This window comes from Chromobacterium sp. CV08 (assembly GCF_051129845.1).
Classification (GTDB): domain Bacteria; phylum Pseudomonadota; class Gammaproteobacteria; order Burkholderiales; family Chromobacteriaceae; genus Chromobacterium.
Map to the genome: position 1 here is coordinate 1,588,362 of NZ_CP150453.1, position 19,823 is coordinate 1,608,184.

Sequence of the window (19,823 nt, forward strand, 5' to 3'; positions counted from 1 at the left end):
GCTCATTCGGCGTCCTGGCCGGTGTACAGCGCCAGCAGCTCGCGTTGCGCGCAGTGCGGCTTGCCGCGGTTGGCGCGGCGCTTGTAGCCGCCGTCCTGCTGCATTTCCCAGCTGTTGACGTTGTCCTCCAGGTAGAGGCGCAGCGTCTCCTTGATGATGCGGCGCTTCAGCTTGCCGTCCAGCACCGGCACGCAGGTCTCGATGCGGCGGAAGAAGTTGCGGCTCATCCAGTCGGCGCTGGAGATCAGCAGGTCTTCCTTGTGGTCGTTGTAGAAGTAGAACACGCGCGGGTGCTCGAGGAAGCGGCCGACGATGGAGCGCACCGAGATATTGTCGGACAGGCCGGCGACGCCGGGTCGCAGCGCGCAGACGCCGCGGACGATCAGCTGTATCTTCACGCCGGCCTGGCTCGCGCGGTACAGCGCGTGTATCACCTGCGGCTCCAAAAGCGAGTTCATCTTGGCGATGATCTGCGCCGGCTTGCCGGCCTGGGCGTGCTCGACCTCGCGCTCTATCGCCTGCATGATCATGCTGTGCAGCGTGAACGGGCTCTGGTACAGCTGCTTCAGGCTGCCGGCGCGACCGAGGCCGGTCAGCTGGATGAAGATGTCGTTGACGTCGCTGGCGATTTCCTCGTTGCAGGTCATCAGGCCTAGGTCGGTGTAGAGCCGCGCGGTGCGCGGGTGGTAGTTGCCGGTGCCCAGGTGCACGTAGCGGTGCAGGCCGCGCTCCTCGCGCCGCACCACCATCAGCATCTTGGCGTGCACCTTGTAGCCGATGACGCCGTAGACGACGTGGGCGCCGGCGTCCTCCAGCCGGCTGGCCCAGCCGATATTGGCTTCCTCGTCGAAGCGCGCCATCAATTCCACCACCACCGTCACCTGCTTGCCGGCGCGGGCGGCGGCGATCAGCGATTCCATCAGCACTGAGTCGGTGCCGGTGCGGTAGACCGTCATCTTGATCGCCACCACGTGCGGGTCGGTCGCCGCCTGGGTCAGGAAGTCGATCACCGGCTGGAAGCTCTGGTACGGGTGGTGCAGCAGGATGTCGCCCTTGCGTATCGTCTCGAACAGCGAGGTGGATTTCTTCTGCAATGGCGGCGGAAGCGTCGGCGCGAACAGCGCGAACTTCAGGTCGGCGCGGTCCACCAGGTCCGGCACCTGCATCAGCCGCACCAGGTTCACCGGGCCGTTGACGCGATAGACGTCGCGCGGCTGCAGATTGAACTGGGTCAGCAGGAAGGCTTCCATGTGCTGCGGGCAGGTGTCGGCGATCTCCAGCCGCACGGCGTCGCCGAACTGGCGCTGGCGCAATTCGCCCTGCAGCGCGGTGCGCAGGTTCTTGAAGTCGTCGTCGTCGACGGACAGTTCGCTGTCGCGGGTGACGCGGAACTGGTAGCAGCCCTTGACCGTCATGCCGGGGAACAGCTCGTGAACGTGCGAGTGCAGTATCGACGACAGGAAGACGAAACAGTGCGGGCGGCCGTCGCAGACGTCGGCCGGCAGCTTGATCACCCGCGGCAGGATGCGCGGCGCCTGCACGATGGCGGTGCCGGACGCGCGGCCGAAGGCGTCCCGGCCCTCGAGCTCCACCGCGAAGTTCAGCGATTTGTTCAGCACCTTGGGGAAGGGGTGGGACGGATCGAGCCCGATCGGCGTCAGTATCGGCATCAGCTCGCGGAAGAAATAGCTCTTCACCCAGTCCTGCTGCTGCTCGGTCCACTCGCTGCGGCGCAGGAACACGATGCCCTGTTCGCGCAGCGCCGGGAACAGCACCTCGCTCATCACCGCGTATTGTTCGCGCACCAGCTGGTGGCTGGCCTGGGACACCTTGACCAGCGCCTGCTCCGGCGTGGAGCCGTCGGCCAGCACGCGGTCCGGCGTCGCGTGGGCGGCGTCCTGCAGCCAGGCGACGCGGACCTCGAAGAATTCGTCCAGATTGGAGGAGACGATGCAGAGAAAACGCAGGCGTTCCAACAGCGGCAGGTCCTGATCCTCCGCCTGCGCCAGCACGCGGCGGTTGAATTCTATCAGTCCCAGTTCACGGTTCAGCAGCAGGTCTTGCGGTTGTGACATAACGGTTTGCGAGCCAATTGACGGTGATCGGAAACAATAAAGCCCTCGCTTGGAGGGCTTGGCTACGGCTTAGTTCTGCGGCGGCGTGTAACCGGCCGGCGCGTCGGCGCCCTGGCCGAAGAAGTAGGCGTCGAGCTGGGCCGCCAGATACTGGCGCGCGCGGGCGTCGGCCAGGCTCAGGCGGTTCTCGTTGATCAGCATGGTCTGGTAACGCAGCCAGCCCTGCCAGGCCTCCTTGGAAACGCTTTCGTAGACGCGCTTGCCCAGTTCGCCCGGCAGCGGCGGGAAGTCCAGGCCTTCGGCTTCGCGGCCGAGCTTGATGCAGTTGACGGTTCGGCTCATCGCTTGAATCCTTGCTTGAATGCTTGTATTGGAATGCGGCTATTGTGTCACAGCGGCCGCGCCGTTCCAACCGTGGCGGCATCATCTCCGCTATTTGTTACAGCTTCTTTACGAAGACCTTGGATCGGCGTTGGTAATTGTAAAACTGCTGGCGCGCCAGCGGCAGCGAACTCTTGTCGGCCTCGGCGAAGCCGCGTTCGACGAACCAGTGCGAGGTCTGGGTGGTCAGCACGAACAGCGATTGCAGGCCGCGGGTGCGCGCCTGGTATTCGACGTGCCTGAGCAGCATCTCGCCGAAACCGCCGTCGCGCTTGTCCGGCGACACCGCCAGGCAGGCCAGCTCGGCGGTCTCCGCCTCGGCGAACGGGTGCATCGCCACGCAGCCGTAGATCTTGCCGTCGTGCTCCAGCACCGAGTATTCGCCGATCTCCACTTCCAGCCGTTCGCGGCTGCGCCGCACCAGGATGCCCTGTTCCTCAAGCGGGCGGATCAGCGCCAGGATGTCGCCGACGTCGTCTATGCTGGCGTTGCGAACCCGGACCAGCGGGTCGCGGGCGATCATCGTGCCGTTGCCGCCGCGGGTGAAGTGCTCCAGCAGCAGCGCGCCGTCCTGGTGGCGGCTGATCAAGTGGGCGCGCGGGATGCCGTCGCGGGTCGCGCGTATGCAATAGGGCAGGTAGGCGGCGACGTCCTCGGGCAGGCTGCCGGACTGCAGCATCTGCTCGGCCTGGTGGGCGGTCAGCGAGCTGACCAGCTCGCCGTCATGCTCGACGACGCCGCGGCCCTCGACGACATAGATCAGCTTCTCGGCCTTCAGCGCGATGGCGGCGTGGGCGGCCAGTTCCTCCATCGTCAGATTGAAGCTCTCGCCGGTCAGCGAATAGCCCACCGGGGTCAGCAGCACCAGTTCGCCGGCGTCCAGCCGCTGGCGGATCGCCGCGGCGTCGACGCGCCGCACCTGGCCGGTGTATTGCATGTCCATGCCGTCCAGCACGCCCAGCGGCTGGGCGGTGACGAAGTTGCCGCCGGCCACCCTCAGGTGGGAGCCGTGCATGGGCGAGTGCGGCATGCCCATCGACAGCCTGGCCTCGACGTCGTGCCGGGTGGCGCCGGCCGCCTGCTTGACGATGTCCATCGTCGCGGCGTCGGTGACGCGGCGGCCGAGGTGGAACTGCGGGGGTATGCCCTGGCGCAGCAGCAGCGTCTCGATCTGCGGCCGGATGCCGTGGACCAGCACGATGCGCACGCCCAGGCTGACCAGCAGGTTGATGTCCTGCGCCATGCTGGAGAAGTCGCCGTCGAGCAGGCTTTCGCCGCCCATGGCCAGCACGAAGGTCTTGCCGCGGTAGGCGTTGATATAGGGCGCGGCTTCGCGGAAGGTGAGGACGAACTCGCGGGTCAGCATGGCGGCGGGCTCCGGGCAGGGCAGGTTGCGACAGCCGGAAAGCATATCAGGATTGCCGGGGGCGTGTGTTTCGGAACGTAAGCGAGGCGCGGCAATGAAAAAAGCCGCCCGGCGGCGGGCGGCTTCATCGGCGGGGAACGGCCTCAGTTGGCGCGCTTTTGCAGGATCTGCTGCACCTTCAGCACGTTCAGCGCCTGCGACAGCTGGTAGTCGTTCTTCGGGTTCGGATCGCGCGGGCCGAAACCGGTCTCGTCGGCGCCTGCCGGCTCCTTGCCCCTCTCCTGAGGCGGCGCGATCAGCTTCGGCGCCGGCCGGGCTTCGGGCTTGGCGGCCGGTTTGTCGTCGCCGTTCGGATTGGCCAGGTGGTTTTCCAGGTCGACTTCGCGCACGCGCAGCGCCTGGTCGGCGGCGGTCAGCGTCGCGTCCTCGACCACCACGTCCGGCGTGATGCCCTTGGCCTGGATCGAGCGGCCGCTCGGCGTGAAGTAGCGGGCGGTGGTCAGCTTGATGCCGCCCTGGCTGCCCAGCGGCAGGATGGACTGCACCGAGCCCTTGCCGAAGGTCTGGGTGCCGACCAGCACCGCGCGCTTCTGGTCCTGCAGCGCGCCGGCGACGATTTCCGACGCCGAGGCCGAGCCGCCGTTGACCAGCACCGCCATCGGCACATTGCGCGCCTCGGCCGGCAGCTTGGCCAGCGGGTCGGAGCCGTTCGGGCGGGCGTAGTTCTGCAGCGTGGCGGTCAGCCGCATCTTGGCGTCCGGCGTCCGGCCCTCGGTGTAGACCACCAGCTTGTCCTTGGGCAGGAAGGCGGCGGCGACGCCGACGGCGCCGTTCAGCAGGCCGCCCGGATCGTCGCGCAGATCGAGAACCAGGCCCTTCAGCGGCTGCTTGTTGTCCTTGTAAAGCTTTTGCAGGCCGGCGGCCAGGTCCTCGGCGGTGTGTTCCTGGAACTGGGCGATGCGCACATAGCCGTAGCCGGACTCCAGCATCTTGTACTTGACGCTCTTGGTCTTGATGACGGCGCGCGCCAGCGTGAAGACCAGCGGCTTGGCCTCGTTCTTGCGGGCGACGGTCAGCGTGACCTTGCTGCCCGGCTTGCCGCGCATCTTCTTGACCGCGTCGTTCAGCGACAGGCCGCGCACCGGCGTGTCGTCGATCTTGATGATCAGGTCGCCGCTCTTGATGCCCGCCTTCTGCGCCGGCGTGTCCTCGATAGGCGACACCACCTTGACCAGGCCGTCCTCGGCGCCGATCTCGATGCCGAGACCGCCGAACTCGCCCTGGGTGCCTTCGCGCAATTCCTTGAATTCCTCGGCATCCATGTAGTCGGAGTGCGGGTCGAGGCCGGTCAGCATGCCCTTGATCGCTTCGTCGATCAGCTTCTTGTCCTCGACCGGTTCGACATAGCTCTGCTTGATCAGGCTGAACACCTCGGCGAAGGTGCGCAGCTCGCTCAGGGGCAGCGGCGAGGCCTCGTTGTCGGCCAGGGCCTGCATGCTGAGTGTCAGGACGCCGCCGGCCATGGCTCCGGCCACCAACCAGGCGATTTTCTTCATTCTTTGGCTGCTCATGCTGTGCTGATTCTCCGTACCCGGCACCTTAGCGTGTCCAGGCCTGCGGGTTGAGGGGGCGACCGAGATGCCGGATTTCAAAGTACAGTCCGGCATCCCCGTTGTCCAGTGTTCCTGTGTTGCCGAGTGTGTCACCGGCCTTGACGCTGCTGCCGGACGACTTGGCGATGGCGGACAGGCCGGTATAGACCGTCATGTAGTTGCCGCCGTGGTCAATGATCACCGCCTTGCCGAATCCGCGCAACTCATCGGCATAAACCACGGTGCCGTCGGCGACGCTGCGCACCGGCTGGCCGACGGCGGCGCGGATGAACAGGCCTTTCCAGGTGGTGCCTTCGCGGCGCGGCTTGCCGTAGGCGCCGGCGATCTGGCCGGACACCGGCAGCTTCATCCTGCCCTGCAGGCTGGCGAAGGCGCGGCCGGAGGCGCTGCCGTCGGCGACGTCGTCGACCTGCTCGGCCGGTTCTTCCTTGACGACGACCGGCTTCTTCGCCTCCTCCGGCACCGGCCTGCCCTGTTTCTTCGCCTGTTCGGCCAGCTTGCGGCGGCGCTCGTTCTCCTTGCGCGCGGCTTCGCGGGCGGCCGCCAGCTTGGCCTTGCGGGCTTCGGCGGCCTTGCGCGCGGCCTCGGCGCGGCGGCGCTGGATTTCGCGGTTGATCTGGGCGATCACATTGCTCAGATGCTTCTCGTCCTCCTGCAGCCGGGTCAGCTTGCTCTGGCCCTGCTTGATCTCGCCGGACACCTGGCTCAACTGCTGCTGCTGCTGGGACTTGTCTTTTTCGAGCGCGCTCTTTTCCTGGGATTTGCGGTCGGACAGGCTGTTCAGCCGGGCCAGCTCCGCCTCGAGTTGCTCCGACAGCGCCTCCAGCTGCCGCTGCTGGCCGACCAGCTTCTGCACCAGCTGCTGTTCGGCGCGGGCGATGTGCTGGTAGTAGGCGAGGTCGCGGGCGTTCTGGTTCGGGTCGTCGGCGTTCAGCATCAGCTTCATCGCGTCGTGCTGGCCGTTCTTGTACTGGCGCAGCAGCATCTGGCCGACGCGCTGGCGCGTGCCGGCGAGCGAGTGGCGGGTCTGTTCTATCTTGGCGCGCAGCTCGGCCAGCTGCTGTTCCGAGCGGTTCTGCTTCTGTTCCAGCGTGGCCAGCGCCTGCCGGGTCTGGCTGATCGCGTGTTCCGACTCCTGGATCGCCGATTGCGCCTCTTTCTGCACCGACTGCTTCTGCGCCAAGTCCTTCTTCAGGCTGTCGATTTCCTTGCGCACGTTTTTCAGATCCTGCTGGTGCGGAGCCGTCGACAGCGCGGACGAGGAATTGGTGTTGGCGGCCTGGGCGGCGCCGGCCAGCAGGGCCATCAGGAGGTAGCGTTTCATTCGCTGGTTTTCTTCTGCTCTGGTCAAAACGGCGGCGGCCGCGCCGGGGCGCGGGCCGCCGCCGTTGCGGGTTTACTGGAGGTCGATCAGCGATTGACCGGTCATCTCCGCCGGTTGTTCCAGGCCCATCATCGCCAGCAGCGACGGCGAGATGTCGCGCAGCGAACCGCCGGCGCGGATTTTCGCCGGCCGGCCCACGTACAGGAAGGGCACCTGGTTGGTGGTGTGCTGGGTGTGCGGCTGGTGGTGTTCGCCGTCGTACATCTGCTCGCAATTGCCGTGGTCGGCGGTGATCAGCACTTCGCCGCCGGCGGCCAGCATCGCCTCGACGCAGCGTTCGACGCAGCCGTCCAGCGTTTCCACCGCCTTGACTGCGGCGTCGAAGATGCCGCTGTGGCCGACCATGTCGCCATTGGCGTAGTTGCAGAAGATGGCCTGGTACTGGCCGGAGGCGATCGCTTCGACGATCTTGTCGGTGACTTCGCCGGCGCTCATCTCCGGCTGCAGGTCGTAGGTGGCGACCTTGGGCGACGGCACCAGGATGCGGTCCTCGCCGGGATAGACCTGTTCCTCGCCGCCGTTGAAGAAATAGGTGACGTGCGGATATTTCTCGGTCTCGGCGATCCTCAACTGCTTCAGGCCGAGCGACGACAGGTACTCGCCCATGCCGTTGCGTATCTTCTGCGGCGCGTAGGCCACCGGCAGCGCCGAATAGGCTTCGCCATAGCTGGTCAGCGTCGCGTAGTAGCCGAAGCTGGGCTGGCGGGCCGGGAAGCCGTCGAAGGCCGGATCGGTCAGCGCGGTGGTCAGCTGGCGGGCGCGGTCGGCGCGGAAGTTCATGAAGATCAGCGCGTCGCCGTCCTGCATCTTCACCGGCGCGCCGATGCCGGTGGCCTTGACGAATTCGTCGTTCTCGTCGCGCTCGTAGGCCGCCTTCAGCGCCGCCAGGCCGGTTTCGGCGTGGAACAGGCCCTCGCCGTCGACCAGCAGCCGGTAGGCGGGCTCCACGCGCTCCCAGCGCTTGTCGCGGTCCATCGCCCAGTAGCGGCCGGTCACCGAGACCAGGCGGGCGTTCGGGCATTCGGCCAGCACCGCGTCCAGTCGCTTCAGATACGTCTCGGCGCTTCTGGGCGGCGTGTCGCGGCCGTCGAGGAAGGCGTGGACGTAAATCCTGGGCACGCCGGCGGCCTGGGCGGCGCGGATCAGCGCATGGATGTGATTCTCGTGGCTGTGCACGCCGCCGTCGGACAGCAGGCCCAGGATGTGCAGCGCCGAGCCTTGAGCTTTGCTCATGGCTTGTTGCAGTGTGTCATTCGATGCGAAACGGCCGTCCTCGATGTCGCAATCTATGCGGCTGATGTCCTGCTGCACGATGCGTCCGGCGCCGATGTTCAGGTGGCCCACCTCGGAGTTGCCGAATTGGCCGGAGGGAAGCCCGACAAAGTTTTCCGACGCGTTGATGGTGCCGTAGGCGTACTGCTGGCGCAGGCGGTTCCAGTTGGGCATGTCGGCGTGCAGGATGGCGTTGTCGTCGCCTTCCATGCGGTGGCCGAAGCCGTCGAGGATTAATAGCAACACCGGGGTGATTGATTTCATGGCATTCGCATTCAGAATATTAGAAAACCTTGATAGTATCGAATTTTGCCGATACTATTGTCCCGCAGTCAAATCAATAAAATGACGCTACATTAGGAGAAAAGCTTTGCTGTTCAACGACGACCAGATCGAACAGACCTCGCGGGCGATGAAGGCCATGTCGCACCCGCTGCGTCTGAAGATCATATCGGTGCTGGAAGACCGGGAGGTGAGCGTGCAAGACATTGTCGAGCAGGTTGGCACCTCTCAGAGCAATATCTCCCAGCACCTCGCCATTATGCGGGACAAGGGAGTTTTGCGCACGCGCAAGGATGCCAACCGAGTCTACTACCGGGTGGGGGACATCCGCACGCTGGAAGTGCTGCGGATGATGCGCGAAGTGTTCTGTGGATTCGGCGAGTAAGCATCGCCGACGGATCCGCCCGGAAAAGCCGCCTTTCGCGGCTTTTTCCATATGGGGCCGGGTTCCGCGCGGCGGGCGCTCAGCGCTTGCCGGGCTTGCGCCGCACATACAGCGTCTTGTACACGACGGCCACCCGCTCGCCGGCGTCGTCGACGATGTCCACCGTCATCTCCGGCAGGTATTTCTCGCCGCCGGCGGTATGGGCGCGGATGTCGTCCAGCATCTCGTCCGTCAGGTGGAAATGCGCGCGCACCGTGCCGCGGCCCGGCTTCAGGTATTCGATGCGGCCGGCCTGGTCCCAGACGTAGTGGTCGTTGCCCAGCTGGCGCAGCACCATCAGCATGTAGAACGGGTCCGTCATCGCGTACAGGCTGCCGCCGAAATGGGTGCCGACGTAGTTGCGGTTGCCGAATCCCAGCTTCAGCCCGACCTCCGCCTTGCGGAAGTCGGCTGACAGTTTGCGCACGCGTATGCCGGCGCCGAGAAAGGGCGGCCACAGATTGAACAGCAGTTTGATCAGCCAGGTGGGCAGGTTCATGTATTGATTCAAACAAGTGTTTGGATTACGGCATCGTCGACAAAGCTTTGAGCGATGTCAATGCCGGCGGCGCGATACGCTGCCGCGGCGACGGATTTTATCCACAGCAATCGCGGAATAACCTTGTGGATAACTTGCGGCCGGCGCCGGTGGCATCGGCTTTCGGCAGTCCTTGCCCAAAAAAGCGGCAATCGCCCGGATTTTTGCCGCCCGGTGCTTGTCTAGCCGCGGCCCAGGTAATAAAGTCTGTCGTTTGCATCGATTACGGAGAATGCTTCGTGTGGGCTATCGTTGAAGCGGCCGGCTGGCCGATCTGGACCATCATCGCGGCTTCTGTGGTATCGCTGGCCATCATCCTGGAGCGGCTGTTCACCCTCAGGCGCGGCGCGGTGGTGCCGTCCGGCCTGCTGGCGCAGACGCTGCAGGAATATCGCCGCGTCGGCGACAAGGACGAGCTGCTGCAGCGGCTGCAGGGCCATTCGCCGCTGGGCCGGCTGTTCGCGGCCGGCTTGCGCAATGTACACGGCAGCCGCGAGGTGATGAAGGAGTCGATAGAGGACGAGGGCCGTCAGGTCGCCCACCAGCTGGAGCGGCTGCTGACCTCGCTGGGCACCATCGCGGCGATGGCGCCGCTATTGGGCCTGCTGGGCACGGTGATAGGCATGATAGAGATCTTCGGCTCGCAGAACGCCAGCGGCGCCAATCCGCAGCAACTGGCGCACGGCATTTCGGTCGCGCTGTACAACACCGCCTTCGGCCTGATCGTCGCCATTCCCAGCATGATGTTCTACCGCTATTTCCGCTCCAAGGTCGACGGCCTGCTGGTGGAGATGGAGGCGCAGGCGGTCAAGCTGGTCGAAGTGGCGCACGGCGAGCGCAAGAACGGGAGCTGAGCATGGACTTTCGTCGCGGCCGCGGCCGGGAAGAGCCCGAGATCAATTTCATACCGCTGATCGACGTGCTGCTGGTGATCCTGATCTTTCTGATGGTCACCACCAGCTACTCGCACTTCTCCGAGCTGAAGATCAATCTGCCGACCGCCCAGGGCGAGCAGCAGAAGAACAAGACCGCCGAGATCAAGGTCTCGGTGGCGGCAGACGGCGCGATGGCCGTCGACGACGTCCGCCTGGCCGGCGCCGCCGATTTGCTGCCGCGGCTGAAGGCGGCCGCCGCCGGCAAGAGCGACGTGGTGGTCGTCGTCAACGCCGACGCCAAGTCCACCCACCAGTCGGTGGTCGCGGTGATGGAGGCGGCGCGCGAGGCCGGCCTGTCGCAGCTGACTTTCGCCACGCAGCATACCCAACCCTGAGCGGAGCGCACCGTCCCCGAATGAGCTTGATCGAGAGACACTGGTACCGGCCGCGAGGCTGGCTGACAGCCCTTCTGGCGCCCCCGGAAGGGCTTTTTGCGCTGCTGGCGGCCTTGCGCCGTCTGGCGTTCCGCCGCGGCTGGGCGACGAGGGAGAGGCTCCCGGTTCCGGTGGTGGTGATAGGCAACATCAATGTCGGCGGCGTCGGCAAGACGCCGCTGACCCAGGCCCTGCTGCGCGAGTTCGCCGCGCGCGGCGTCAGGGTAGGCGTGATCAGCCGAGGCTACGGCGGCAGCGCGCGCGAGGCGACCGAGGCGAGGCCGGACGGCGATCCGGCCGTGGTCGGCGACGAGCCGCTGCTGCTGGCCGCCGCCGGCGCGCCGGTGGTGGTCGGGCGCGACCGCGTCGCCGCCGGCCGCCATCTGCTGGCGCGGCATCCCGATGTGCGGCTGATCCTCAGCGACGACGGCCTGCAGCACTACCGGCTGGCGCGCGATCTGGAGATCGCGGTGCTTGACGGCCGGCGCGGCCTCGGGAACGGCAGGCTGCTGCCGAACGGCCCGCTGCGCGAGCCGCCGTCGCGGTTGAAGACGGTCGATGCCGTGGTCGTCAACGGCGACGGCGCGGCGCTGGACCTGCCGGCCGCGCTGCCGCGCTTCGCGATGACGCTGAGGCCGGGCGCCTGCCACGCGCTGGACGATCCGTCGAACACGCGGGACGCGGCCGGTTTCGCCGGCTTGAACGTCGTCGCGATGGCCGGCATCGGCCACCCGCAGCGCTTCTTCGACACGCTGGCAGGGCAGGGGGTGGCCGCCGGCCGGCATCTGTCCTTTCCCGATCACCACGCCTTCGCGCCCGGCGACATCCCGGCCGACGCCGACGCGGTCATCGTCACCAGCAAGGACGCGGTCAAGCTCGCGCGCGCGCTTCATGACGCGGCGCAGCGTGCTAGACTATGGGTTTTGCCGGTTCAGGCCACGCTGGCGCCTGATCTGTGCGAATGGATACTAGCCCGCTTGAAGATGGAACATGGACGCTAAATTTCTGGAAATCCTGGTGTGCCCGCTGTGCAAAGGGCCGCTGCTGTTCGACAAGAGCAAGGACGAGCTGGTTTGCAAGGGCGACCGCCTGGCCTTTCCGATCAAGGACGGCATTCCGATGATGCTGGAAGCCGAGGCGCGCGAGCTGGCCGCGGAAGAAGAAGTCAAATGAGCGGCTTCATCGCGGTGATTCCGGCGCGGATGGCCTCCAGCCGACTGCCCGGCAAGCCGCTGGCCGACATCTCCGGCAAACCGATGGTGGTGCGCGTGGCCGAGCAGGCGGCGAAGAGCCGCGCTTCCCGCGTCATCGTCGCCACCGACCACGCCGATGTGCTGGCCGCCTGCGCCGCGCACGGCGTCGAGGCGGTCGCGACGCGCGAGGACCACGCCAGCGGCACCGACAGGCTGGCCGAGGTCGCCGCCAAGCTGGCGCTGCCGGCCGAGGCGCTGGTGATCAACGTGCAGGGCGACGAGCCGCTGATCGCGCCGGCGCTGATAGACAGTCTGGCCGAATTGCTGGCCGGAACCGACGCGCCGGTGGCGACGCTGGCCCACGCGATCCACGACGCGACCGATCATTTCAATCCCAATGTGGTCAAGGTGGCGCTGGACAAGCGCGGCCGCGCGCTCTATTTCAGCCGGGCGCCGATTCCGTACGCCCGCGACGCCTACGCCGTCGACCGTTCGGCGCTGCCGGCCGGCCTGCCGGTCTACCGCCACATCGGCATGTACGGCTACCGCGCCGGCTTCCTGGCCGCCTACGCCGGCCTCGAACCGGGGCCGCTGGAACAGCACGAGGCGCTGGAACAATTGCGCGTGCTCTGGCATGGTTACAGCATCGCGGTGGCATTGGCGGACGAGGCGCCGGCCGCCGGGGTCGACACGCCGGAAGACCTGGAACGGGTGCGCCGGCTGTTCGCCTGAGGGGCAAGAAGCGCTCCATTGAAGAATTCATAAATCTAACAGACTGGAGTCATACGAATGCGATTGATCCTGTTGGGCGCTCCGGGCGCCGGTAAGGGCACCCAGGCCAACTACATCCGCGAGAAGTTCGGCATTCCGCAGATCTCCACCGGCGACATGCTGCGCGCCGCGGTCAAGGCCGGCACGCCGCTGGGCCTGGAAGCCAAGTCCATCATGGATGCCGGCGGTCTGGTCCGCGACGACATCATCATCGGCCTGGTCAAGGAGCGCATCGCCGAGGCCGACTGTGCCAACGGCTTCCTGTTCGACGGCTTCCCGCGCACGATTCCGCAGGCCGAGGCGATGATCGCCGCCGGCGTCGACATCGATTACGTGGTCGAAATCGACGTGCCGGACGCCGCCATCGTCGAACGGATGGCCGGCCGCCGCGTGCACCTGGCCTCCGGCCGCACCTACCATGTCACTTTCAATCCGCCGAAAGTGGCCGGCAAGGACGACGTCACCGGCGAGGAGCTGATCCAGCGCGACGACGACCGCGAAGAGACCGTCAAGAAGCGCCTGGCTGTCTACCACGAGCAGACCGAGGTGCTGGTGGGCTTCTACGGCAAGCTGGCCGAGAGCGGCAGCGCCAAGGCGCCGAAATATGTGAAGATAGACGGCACCCGCGCGGTGGAGACGGTGCGCGACGAGGTGCTGAAGGCGCTCGGCGCCTGAGCACGGCGATGCGGTTTTGACGAAAGCGGGCCCAGGCCCGCTTTTTGTTTGCGCAAAATGCTGGCCCTGTGCCGGCGACGGGCGCAAAATAAGGGGAAGATTGGCATCAACACGCCGGCGGCGACGCCGGGCGGGGAAGAACAATATGTATCACGGGGAACGTTTCAACGGCTATTCCCATTTGGCCGGCACCTTGCTGGCGATAGCCGGACTGGTGGTGCTGGTGGTCGAGGCGGCCATGCAGCGGGATCCATGGAAGATCGTCAGCTTCAGCCTGTACGGCGGCACGCTGGTGACGTTGTATCTGATTTCCACGCTGTACCACAGCTTCCGCGGCAAGGCCAAGGCGGTGCTGCAGAAGTGCGACCACTCGGCCATCTATCTGCTGATCGCCGGCAGCTACACGCCGTTCGCGCTGGTGACACTGCGCGGCGCCTGGGGCTGGACGCTGTTCGGCGTCAGCTGGGGGCTGGCCTTGTTCGGCATCGTCCAGGAGCTGACGCTGGGCCGGCGCACCCGGCTGTTGTCGATGATACTGTACGTGGTGATGGGTTGGCTGGTGCTGATAGCGATCAAGCCGCTGATCGAGGCGCTGGAGCCGGGCGGCCTGTTCTGGCTGGGCCTGGGCGGCCTGCTGTACAGCATAGGCATCTACTGGTTCCTGAACGACGAGAAGATACGCCACGGCCACGGCATCTGGCATCTGTTCGTGCTCGGCGGCAGCATCTGCCAGTATCTGTGCGTGCTGAACTACGTCGCCTGACGGCGCAATGAGAAACGGCAGCCTGCAGGCTGCCGTTTCTTCATCCGGGCTCACTCGCCGAACTGCACCGGCAGCCTGTCTTCCTCGACCAGCTTGGCCAGCGCCTTCACCACCAGCGGATCGAACTGGCTGCCGGCGCGGCTGTTGATGTACTTCATCGTGTCCTCCATGCTCCACGGTTCCTTGTACGGCCGCTTGTTCAGCAGCGCGTCGAACACGTCTATCACCGCGACGATGCGCGCCGACAGCGGAATGTCCTGGCCCTTCAGCTTGCGCGGATAGCCGTTGCCGTCGAAGTGCTCGTGATGGCCGCCGGCGATTTCCGAACCGAGCGACAGATAGCTGGTGCCCTCGACCATCTTCGCCGACTTGTCCAGGATCTGCGAGCCGATGGAGGCGTGCTGCTCCATCACCGTCCGCTCCTCGGGGTCCAGCTTGCCGGGCTTCAGCAGGATGCTGTCGGGAATGGCCACCTTGCCGATGTCGTGCAGGATGCTGGCCATGCCGACCATGTCCATGAATTCCCGGGTCATCTGTTCCGGATAGTGGTTCTGGTTGAGCATTTCGCCGGCGATGGCGTCGGCCAGCTTCTGCACCCTGAGCACGTGGTCGCCGGTGTCGGTGTCGCGGAATTCGGCCAGGTCGGCCAGCGCCACCACCGTCGCCTCCTGCGCGCTGCGCAGCTGGTTGTACAGATAGAGGTTGTCGTAGGCGGCGGAAATCCGCTGACAGAACACGTCCAGCAGGTCGCGTTCAACGCCGTCCAGCGGCCATTGCGGCATGAAGTGGACGGCGAATTCGCGCCGGTTGCGCGAGGTGATGTAGAGCACGTCGTACGGGTGCTGGTAGATGCTGCGCTTTTCCTGGAACACCTGCTGGAACACCGCCGCCAGGTGCGGCTCGTTGGCCAGGTCGCCGGCCTCGGCCAGGTATTCGTAGGCGCCGGACACCGCGAGGATTTCCAGCTCGGGACGGCCGCTGTGATGATTCTCGTTGCGCACGCACAGTATGCCGTCGGTGCCGATGTCGAGCAGCGCGCTGATCTGGCGCAGCACGCCGGAGGCGAACTCGCGCAGCGAGTGCAGCTGGTACAGGTCGGACGCGCTCTCCAGTATCTTGGCCAGCCCCTGGCGGTTCTTTTCCAGCGACACCAGGTTTTCATAGGCGCGCAGCGACGCGATGGTGGTGGTGAACAGCTTCTGCGTGGTCAGCTCGGTCTTGGTCTTGTAGTCGTTGATGTCGTAGTTGAGGATGACTTCCTGCTCCGGCGCCTGGCCGGGCTGGCCGGTGCGCAACACGATGCGCACCACGCCGTTGCCGAGCTCGCCGCGGATGCGGTGCACCAGCCGGAGCCCGGCGTCCTCGCTCTCCATCACCACGTCGAGCATGATCAGCGCGATGTCCGAATGCCGCTGCAGCTCGGTGAAGGCCTCGGCGCCGCTGTAGGCGCTGATCAGCTCCAGCGGCCGCTCCTTGTAGCTGATGCCGCGCAGCGCGATGCGGGTGGCGGTGTGGACGTCCTTTTCGTCGTCGACGATCAGCACCTTCCACGGCTTGCGCAGCTCGGAAGGCCGCTGCACCGCGTCGCCGTCCGCGTCGCTGTCGTCCAGCAGCCAGTTGTCTTCGTCGGGAGGCAATGTCTCGGTGCTCATGCCACGTTCTCCTTATGCTGGACTGTGGGGGCGATGCAGGGCATGTCCAGTTTGAAGCGGGTGCCTTGCCCCACTTCGCTGTGAGCTTCGATATTGCCGCCCAGCCTTTGCCGCACGATGTTGTAGACGATGTTGAGGCCCAGGCCGCTGCCGCCGCTGCCTCGGCGGGTGGTGAAGAACGGGTCGAAGATCCGTCCCAGGTTCTCCGGCGCGATGCCCTTGCCGCTGTCGCTGATGCTCAGCGATACGTGCTGGGCGTCGTTGCGGTGGGCTTCGATGACGATGGTGCCAGCGATCTCGCCGCTTTCATAGCCGTGTATCAGCGCGTTGACCACCAGATTGGTCAGCACCTGGGCCAGCGCGCCGGGGTAGCTGTCCAGCAGGATGTCTTCCTCGCACTGGATGTCTATCGCCACCTTGGTGTGTTTGAAGCGCGGCTTCAGGCTGGTGATCACCTCGTTCAGGTAGTCGTGCAGATGGAAACTGCGCCTCGCCTCGCTGGTCTGGTCGACCGCCACCTGCTTGAAGCTGTGGATCAGGTTGGCGGCGCGCTCGGAGTTGGCCAGGATCAGTTCGCAGCATTCCTGCGCGGTTTCCAGATAGCTCTGGAAGTCGCTCTTCTTGATGTTGCCGCTGTCCAGCTTTCCGGTGATGTGCGAGGTCGCGGTGCCCAGGTGGGAGGCGGCGGTCAGCGTGATGCCCACCGGGGTGTTGATCTCGTGGGCGACGCCGGCCACCAGGCTGCCGAGCGAGGCCATCTTTTCCGCCTCCACCAGCGTTTCCTGCGTCGCCATCAGCTGGCTGTACGCCTGCTGAGCCTTTTCCTTCTCCTCGCGGGCGGTGGCTTCGGCCGCCGTCCGTTTCACCAGATCGGCCGCGGTGCGCGCGACGATGCGGTTGAAGCCGTTGACGATGCCGCCGATCTCGTCGTCGGCCAGATGGGTGATCTGGGCGCCGGTGGCGTCGGGCGCGCGTATCGCCGTGTTCAGCGCCTGCTGCAGCTTGGCCAGAGGCTGGAAGATGAAGCGCTGCAGATTGAAGGACATGATGAAGAAGATCATGCCGTCCAGCAGCACGATCTGGGCGATGATGGTGATCAGGTGCTGATCCTCGCGGGCGCGCAGCGCGTCGTGCGACAGATAGACGGTGGCGGTGCCGAGGTGCTCCTTGCCCTGGTAGATGATGGGGATCTTCATCATGTCGTCCACCTTGGGACGCTCGTTCGGCAGCATGTCGCGCAGCGTGCCGTTGCCATCTCGGGTGCGGCCGAGATTGAGGCCGCTTTCGCCCTTGACGTTGATGGCGATCACCGATGGCCAGCTCAACTCGCTGTCCAGCGCCAGACGGACGTTTTCGTCGTCCAGCTGCCAGATGCCGTGAGGCAGGGACAACGACAGTCTGGATTGCACCGCGGCTCGCTGGGTCTGGAAGTCGCTCTGGTCTATGCCGTAATCATGAAGATAGAAATACAGCCCGGTGCTGCCCAGAATGGTGGTGATCCATGCCATCAGCCATAACATTAACCTTGTCTTGATGCTTTTCATGGCGCCTGTTTAATTCGTACCCTCAGAGTGAATCGTAGGCAGATCGGGCGCGAATTTCCATGCCCGATCAAATACCGTGTGCGGAGACGCCGCGCCGGGCCCGCCGCGCTCAGCCCGAACCGTCGGCCGCCGGCAGCGCCGAAGTCCGGCGCAGCGGCAGTTTCTGCGTCGCCAGACCGCCGAGGATCAGCGCCAGACCAAACAGCGTCGACGGCAGAATGGGCTCGCCGACGATCAGGTGGATCAGCAACAGCGAGAGCAGCGGCGACAGGAAAATCAGGTTGGCGATGCTGGCGGTGTTGCGCGTCAGCTTCATCGCCGACAGCCACAGCACGAAGGTGAAGCCCATCTCCAGCGCGCCGACGTAGGCTGCGCCGGCCAGCCCCTGCCAGGACGGCGGGACCAGCTGGCCGTGCCAGGCGCACCAGGCCAGGCTGAGCGGCAGGCTGAAGGCGAAGTTCAGCGTCAGTCCCAGCACCGGCTCGCGCGAGTCGCGGGTGTTGAAGATCCAGTAGCCGGCCCACAGCAGCGTCGAGGCCAGCGCCAGCATCACGCCCAGGCGGTTGGAGAAGTGCAGCGCCAGCAATTGGCCGCGGGTGCCGATCACCAGCACGCCCAGGTAGCAGACCAGCGCGGCGACGGCGTCCTGGGCGCGCAGCCTCTGCTTCAGCAGCGGCACCGCCAGCAGCGTCATCGTCAGCGCCCAAGTGTAGTTGATCGCCTGCGCCTCCTGGGCCGGCAACAGCGAGTAGGCCTGGAACAACACCAGGTAGTAGACGAAGGGGTTGACGGCGCCGAACAGCAGCGAGGCCTTCCAGTGGCGGCGGCAGGCGGCGGCCAGCTCCGGCAGCCGCCGCTGCCAGGCCAGGATGGACAGCAGCGCCAGCAGCGAGGCGGCGCTGGCGTACAGCACCAGTTGCATCGGGCTCTGATGCTGCAGGCTGAGTTTGAACGCGCTGGCGACGGTGGACCAGGCCAGCACGGCGCCGAGGCCGAAGGCGTAGGCTTTTTTCTGCTCGGGTACGGACGACAAAACGGCTCTCCGGTGTGATGGGCTTGCCGATCGATGTTAACCACAAACGGCCGCCGCCGGAAAAAGATCGTGAACCGGCCCTAGCCCCCCGCCAGCAGGCGATTCAGCTCGAGGCGGATGCGCTCCGTCGTGGCGGAGGCGGTCAGGCCGATCGGACCGCCGGCCTCGCGCCGGTAGCCGTCGCCGGCCAGGCCGTGCAGCCGCACCGCCAGCGAGGCGGCGTCGAAAGCCGGCAGGTCCTGGGCCAGCAGCGCGGCGATCAGGCCGGTCAGCACGTCGCCCTGGCCGGCGGCGGCCAGTTCCGGTCCGCCGCTGGTGTTCAGCCGGTAGTAGCCGTCGGGGCGGACGATCAGGCTGCCGGCGCCTTTCAGCACGACGACGCAGTTGAAATGGACGGCCAGCCGGCGGGCGTGCTGGACGCGGTCGGCCTGGACGGCGGCGGTGTCCAGCCGCAGCAGCCTGGCCGCCTCGGCCGGATGCGGCGTCAGCACGGTCGGTGCCCGGCGCGCGGCGGCGGCGGCGGCCAGACCGCGGTCGGCGGCGATCAGGTTCAGCGCGTCGGCGTCCAGCACCAGCGGGCAGGGGGCGGCGATGGCCAGCTCCAGCAGCCGCTCTGCCAATTCCTGCTGTCCGAGGCCGGGGCCGACGGCCAGCACGTCGGCGGCGGGCAGGGCGGCAATCTGGTCCGCCGGCCGTATCATCAGTTCCGGGGCGGCCGGGTCCACCGGCAGCCTGTCGTCCAGCGGGCATAGATAGACCTTGCCGGCACCGCCTGCCAGCGCGCTGCGGCCGGCCAGCAGCGCGGCGCCCAGCATGCCGGGGGCGCCGCCTATGATGGACACGGCGCCGTAGCTGCCCTTGTGGCTGTCGCGCGGCCGGGCGAGCGTGGCCGCCGACGCGCGGTTGAGCTCGCCCTGGGCCTGCGGGTAGCGTTCGGCGGGGCAGTCCAGCGTCGCCAGCTCCACCCGGCCTGCGAGATCGGCGCCGGGGCCGCCGAACAGGCCGGGCTTGTGGCAGAGGAAGGTCAGCGTGTGGTCGGCGCGGATCGCCGCGCCCAGCGGCTGGCCGGTATAGGCGTCCAGTCCGCTGGGGCAGTCCAGCGCCAGCTTGGGGCAGTCCAGCCGGTTCAGCCGGGCTATCCGCGCCTGCCAGGCAGGGTCCAGCGGCCGCGTCAGGCCGATGCCGAACAGCCCGTCTATCAGCAGCGCCGGCGACGGCATGTCGGCCGGCAGCTCGGTCAAAATGGCGAGACCGGCGTCTTCCGCCTGGCGGCGGGCCGCCCGGCATTCGGCGCTGCCGGGCGGCGTCGGCTGCAGCACGCTGACCGTATGGCCGCGGCGCTGCAGTTCCAGCGCCGCGTACAGCGCGTCGCCGCCGTTGTTGCCGGGGCCGGCGCAGACCAGCAGCGGCGCGTCGGCCGGGCAATGGCGCGCGACCCAGTCGGCGGCGGCCAGCGCGGCGCGGCGCATCAGCTTGAGGCCGTCGCCGGCGGCGGCCTGCTCCAGCCGGCGCAGCGCTTCCAGGCTCAGGATGGGGCCGCCGTCCATT

Annotated in this window: 19 protein-coding genes; 8 read left to right on the forward strand and 11 right to left on the reverse strand. The window is 66.5% G+C overall.

Features of this window, described 5'->3' with window-relative positions:
- Positions 1-2: 2 nt before the first annotated feature.
- From ppk1 to gpmI, 6 genes are all read right to left on the reverse strand, one after another.
- Complete coding sequence (ppk1, locus tag WNM05_RS07615; RefSeq protein WP_434633884.1) at positions 3-2,075, reverse strand: polyphosphate kinase 1; 2,073 nt, start codon at positions 2,073-2,075, stop codon at positions 3-5.
- A 69-nt stretch (positions 2,076-2,144) separates the two neighbouring features.
- Positions 2,145-2,417, reverse strand: a complete 273-nt coding sequence (locus WNM05_RS07620) for an oxidative damage protection protein (protein ID WP_101707338.1) — start codon at positions 2,415-2,417, stop codon at positions 2,145-2,147.
- A 97-nt stretch (positions 2,418-2,514) separates the two neighbouring features.
- Positions 2,515-3,822: an amino-acid N-acetyltransferase gene (gene argA / locus WNM05_RS07625; RefSeq protein WP_434633886.1), complete on the reverse strand. Its 1,308-nt coding sequence runs from the start codon at positions 3,820-3,822 to the stop codon at positions 2,515-2,517.
- A 143-nt stretch (positions 3,823-3,965) separates the two neighbouring features.
- The gene (locus WNM05_RS07630) at positions 3,966-5,378 is read right to left on the reverse strand and encodes a S41 family peptidase (RefSeq protein ID WP_434635133.1); all 1,413 of its coding nucleotides are present in this window, start codon (positions 5,376-5,378) and stop codon (positions 3,966-3,968) included.
- 43 nt (positions 5,379-5,421) lie between these two features.
- Entirely contained in the window at positions 5,422-6,759 is a 1,338-nt protein-coding gene (locus WNM05_RS07635; RefSeq protein WP_434633888.1) for a murein hydrolase activator EnvC family protein, read from the reverse strand.
- Positions 6,760-6,831: 72 nt separating this feature from the next.
- Complete coding sequence (gene gpmI / locus WNM05_RS07640; protein ID WP_434633890.1) at positions 6,832-8,355, reverse strand: 2,3-bisphosphoglycerate-independent phosphoglycerate mutase; 1,524 nt, start codon at positions 8,353-8,355, stop codon at positions 6,832-6,834.
- Between the two features lie 106 nt (positions 8,356-8,461).
- Here gpmI and WNM05_RS07645 point away from each other — a divergent pair, with 106 nt between their 5' ends.
- Complete coding sequence (locus WNM05_RS07645; RefSeq protein ID WP_043574449.1) at positions 8,462-8,758, forward strand: ArsR/SmtB family transcription factor; 297 nt, start codon at positions 8,462-8,464, stop codon at positions 8,756-8,758.
- Positions 8,759-8,837: 79 nt separating this feature from the next.
- On the opposite strand, the gene WNM05_RS07650 is transcribed toward WNM05_RS07645, so the two are convergent.
- Complete coding sequence (locus WNM05_RS07650; protein WP_434633892.1) at positions 8,838-9,296, reverse strand: DUF4442 domain-containing protein; 459 nt, start codon at positions 9,294-9,296, stop codon at positions 8,838-8,840.
- Between the two features lie 278 nt (positions 9,297-9,574).
- Here WNM05_RS07650 and WNM05_RS07655 point away from each other — a divergent pair, with 278 nt between their 5' ends.
- The 7 genes from WNM05_RS07655 (at position 9,575) to trhA (ending at position 14,046) form a co-directional block, all read left to right on the forward strand.
- A complete protein-coding gene (locus WNM05_RS07655; protein WP_434633895.1) occupies positions 9,575-10,189 on the forward strand; it encodes a MotA/TolQ/ExbB proton channel family protein in 615 nt (204 codons plus the stop codon).
- 2 nt (positions 10,190-10,191) lie between these two features.
- Positions 10,192-10,605: an ExbD/TolR family protein gene (locus tag WNM05_RS07660; RefSeq protein WP_434633898.1), complete on the forward strand. Its 414-nt coding sequence runs from the start codon at positions 10,192-10,194 to the stop codon at positions 10,603-10,605.
- 20 nt (positions 10,606-10,625) lie between these two features.
- Complete coding sequence (gene lpxK / locus WNM05_RS07665) at positions 10,626-11,645, forward strand: tetraacyldisaccharide 4'-kinase (RefSeq protein ID WP_434633899.1); 1,020 nt, start codon at positions 10,626-10,628, stop codon at positions 11,643-11,645.
- The gene (locus tag WNM05_RS07670; RefSeq protein WP_101707348.1) at positions 11,635-11,817 is read left to right on the forward strand and encodes a Trm112 family protein; all 183 of its coding nucleotides are present in this window, start codon (positions 11,635-11,637) and stop codon (positions 11,815-11,817) included. The genes lpxK and WNM05_RS07670 overlap by 11 nt, the downstream gene beginning before the upstream one ends.
- Positions 11,814-12,569 (forward strand): 3-deoxy-manno-octulosonate cytidylyltransferase, encoded by a 756-nt coding sequence (gene kdsB, locus WNM05_RS07675; protein WP_434633900.1) that lies wholly within the window; start codon positions 11,814-11,816, stop codon positions 12,567-12,569. Before WNM05_RS07670 ends, kdsB begins: the two co-directional genes overlap by 4 nt.
- Positions 12,570-12,626: 57 nt before the next feature.
- On the forward strand, positions 12,627-13,283 hold the full coding sequence (gene adk / locus WNM05_RS07680; protein ID WP_434633902.1) for an adenylate kinase: 657 nt from the start codon (positions 12,627-12,629) through the stop codon (positions 13,281-13,283).
- Between the two features lie 145 nt (positions 13,284-13,428).
- Positions 13,429-14,046 carry a PAQR family membrane homeostasis protein TrhA gene (gene trhA / locus WNM05_RS07685; RefSeq protein ID WP_434633903.1) on the forward strand — a complete coding sequence of 206 codons (618 nt, stop codon included), beginning with the start codon at positions 13,429-13,431 and terminating at the stop codon, positions 14,044-14,046.
- Between the two features lie 50 nt (positions 14,047-14,096).
- Here the strand turns inward: trhA and WNM05_RS07690 are convergent, their stop codons facing one another.
- From WNM05_RS07690 to WNM05_RS07705, 4 genes are all read right to left on the reverse strand, one after another.
- Entirely contained in the window at positions 14,097-15,698 is a 1,602-nt protein-coding gene (locus WNM05_RS07690) for a DUF3369 domain-containing protein (RefSeq protein WP_434633906.1), read from the reverse strand.
- On the reverse strand, positions 15,695-17,206 hold the full coding sequence (locus WNM05_RS07695) for a sensor histidine kinase (RefSeq protein WP_434633908.1): 1,512 nt from the start codon (positions 17,204-17,206) through the stop codon (positions 15,695-15,697). Before WNM05_RS07695 ends, WNM05_RS07690 begins: the two co-directional genes overlap by 4 nt.
- Before the next feature lie 145 nt (positions 17,207-17,351).
- Positions 17,352-18,275, reverse strand: coding sequence for a DMT family transporter (locus WNM05_RS07700; protein WP_434633910.1), 924 nt, complete (start codon positions 18,273-18,275; stop codon positions 17,352-17,354).
- A gap of 80 nt (positions 18,276-18,355) precedes the next feature.
- Positions 18,356-19,822, reverse strand: coding sequence for an NAD(P)H-hydrate dehydratase (locus WNM05_RS07705; protein ID WP_434633912.1), 1,467 nt, complete (start codon positions 19,820-19,822; stop codon positions 18,356-18,358).
- Between the last annotated feature and the right edge of the window lies 1 nt (position 19,823).

Bases quoted from the DNA above. Each gene is read 5' to 3' on its own strand.
- WNM05_RS07690 (WP_434633906.1), bottom strand. From the start codon at position 15,698: ATGAGCACCGAGACATTGCCTCCCGACGAAGACAACTGGCTGCTGGAC.
- WNM05_RS07695 (WP_434633908.1), bottom strand. From the start codon at position 17,206: ATGGCATGGATCACCACCATTCTGGGCAGCACCGGGCTGTATTTCTAT.
- ppk1 (WP_434633884.1), bottom strand. From the start codon at position 2,075: ATGTCACAACCGCAAGACCTGCTGCTGAACCGTGAACTGGGACTGATA.
- WNM05_RS07630 (WP_434635133.1), bottom strand. From the start codon at position 5,378: ATGAAGAAAATCGCCTGGTTGGTGGCCGGAGCCATGGCCGGCGGCGTC.
- gpmI (WP_434633890.1), bottom strand. From the start codon at position 8,355: ATGAAATCAATCACCCCGGTGTTGCTATTAATCCTCGACGGCTTCGGC.
- WNM05_RS07705 (WP_434633912.1), bottom strand. From the start codon at position 19,822: ATGGACGGCGGCCCCATCCTGAGCCTGGAAGCGCTGCGCCGGCTGGAG.
- WNM05_RS07650 (WP_434633892.1), bottom strand. From the start codon at position 9,296: ATGAACCTGCCCACCTGGCTGATCAAACTGCTGTTCAATCTGTGGCCG.
- WNM05_RS07670 (WP_101707348.1), top strand. From the start codon at position 11,635: ATGGACGCTAAATTTCTGGAAATCCTGGTGTGCCCGCTGTGCAAAGGG.
- WNM05_RS07660 (WP_434633898.1), top strand. From the start codon at position 10,192: ATGGACTTTCGTCGCGGCCGCGGCCGGGAAGAGCCCGAGATCAATTTC.
- trhA (WP_434633903.1), top strand. From the start codon at position 13,429: ATGTATCACGGGGAACGTTTCAACGGCTATTCCCATTTGGCCGGCACC.
- WNM05_RS07635 (WP_434633888.1), bottom strand. From the start codon at position 6,759: ATGAAACGCTACCTCCTGATGGCCCTGCTGGCCGGCGCCGCCCAGGCC.
- adk (WP_434633902.1), top strand. From the start codon at position 12,627: ATGCGATTGATCCTGTTGGGCGCTCCGGGCGCCGGTAAGGGCACCCAG.
- argA (WP_434633886.1), bottom strand. From the start codon at position 3,822: ATGCTGACCCGCGAGTTCGTCCTCACCTTCCGCGAAGCCGCGCCCTAT.
- lpxK (WP_434633899.1), top strand. From the start codon at position 10,626: ATGAGCTTGATCGAGAGACACTGGTACCGGCCGCGAGGCTGGCTGACA.
- kdsB (WP_434633900.1), top strand. From the start codon at position 11,814: ATGAGCGGCTTCATCGCGGTGATTCCGGCGCGGATGGCCTCCAGCCGA.
- WNM05_RS07620 (WP_101707338.1), bottom strand. From the start codon at position 2,417: ATGAGCCGAACCGTCAACTGCATCAAGCTCGGCCGCGAAGCCGAAGGC.